Source organism: Kitasatospora sp. NPDC001225, from assembly GCF_053597855.1.
The window spans coordinates 1-1,391 of sequence record NZ_JBSFJC010000449.1; the positions used below are offsets into that span (position 1 = coordinate 1).

The window sequence follows — 1,391 nt, forward strand, 5'->3', positions numbered from 1 at the left end:
GACCGACATCCGCGACGCCGGCCCGCTGGAGATCGACGAGGACGCCATCGTCTTCGAGGACGAGTTCGACGCCGACCTCACGCCCGCCGCCTGCCTCGCCGACCCGTGGGTGACCTACGTCCCGACCCGCTTCCCCTGTGAGTTCAACGCCTGATCCACCCGGATCCGAAGGAACGGCTGACCACGGCGGACCGGGGGAGGACGGAACCATGAGCGCACCGCCCGACCCCGGCTCCGCCGAGGCCGCGCACCGGGACGCACTGCGGGCACAACTGGGCAGCAGGGCCGAGCAGTTGGCCGCCAGCGCGCCCGGCCCGCACCGCCCGCTGCGCACCGACGGCCAGTGGTGGTACCTCCGGGACCCTCGGATGCCGGAGCTCGCCCACGGCTGGAAGCTGCACCTCTCCGCCCGCCCGGACGGTTTCGAAGCGCTGCTGGACACGGCGCTCCCGATCCTGCTCGGCCGGGTCTGCGACGTGAAGTTCGCGGTGAGCACGGCGGCGCTGTGGGAACTCAACAGCGGACGGTACGGCGCCGCCGCCGTGGGCAAGGCCGTCACGGTCTACCCCCGGCCCGAGGAAGTCCGCGCCCTGGGGCTGGAGTTGGCGCAGGCGCTGGCCGGTCGGGAGGGCCCCGCCGTGGTCAGCGACCGCCGGGTGCGGCCGGACGCCCCGGTGCACTACCGCTACGGCCCGTTCCGGGTCACCGACGACGAGGCCCAGGCCGGCATGGCCGGCCCGGACGGCGCGCTGTTCCCCGGCCTCGCCGAGGCCCGCTACCGCCGACCGCCCTGGGCGGGCGACCCGTTCGAGGCGCCCGGCGCCCCCGCCCGCCCGGCGACCACCCGGGTCGGCGACGGCCGCTACCGGATCACCGCCGGCATCACCCGCGCGCCGAGCGGCCACGTCTACCGCGCGGTCCACCTCGCCACCGGGCGCGAGGTGGTGGTCAAGCAGGCCCGGGCCTTCGTCGCCGAGGACGGCACGGGTGTCGACGCGCGCGGCCGGCTGCGGCACGAGCGCCGGGTGCTCGACGCGCTGGCCGGGGTCCCCGGAGTGCCCGCGCTGGTCGACTACTTCCGGCACGGCACCGACGAGTACCTGGTCAGCACCGCCTGCGGGCGGACCGACCTGCGCCGCGAGGTGCTCACCCGCGGCCCGTACGACGCTGAGGCGGGAGACGCGGGCGGCGCGGGTTCCGGTGGCGGCGCGGGCGGGCGGGACTGGTGGACGCTGGCGCGCGCGTTGCTGCGGGCGCTGGACGCGGTGCACGCGCGCGGCGTGGTGGTCTGCGACCTCAAGCCCGCGAACGTCGTGCTCGACGGGGACGGCCGGCCCGCGCTGGTCGACTTCGGCGTGAGCGCCCTGGACGGCGACCGCCCGCCGGGCGCC

At 76.9% G+C, this 1,391-nt stretch carries 2 protein-coding genes; both read left to right on the forward strand.

Annotation, left to right across the window (positions count from 1 at the left end; translation table 11 throughout):
• Positions 1–7: 7 nt before the first annotated feature.
• A complete protein-coding gene (locus ACWDCZ_RS41355) occupies positions 8–154 on the forward strand; it encodes an SflA family class IV lanthipeptide (protein WP_449818727.1) in 147 nt (48 codons plus the stop codon).
• A 55-nt stretch (positions 155–209) separates the two neighbouring features.
• Positions 210–1,391 (forward strand): class III lanthionine synthetase LanKC N-terminal domain-containing protein (locus ACWDCZ_RS41360; RefSeq protein ID WP_449818726.1); only part of this gene is annotated, 1,182 nt, incomplete at its 3' end.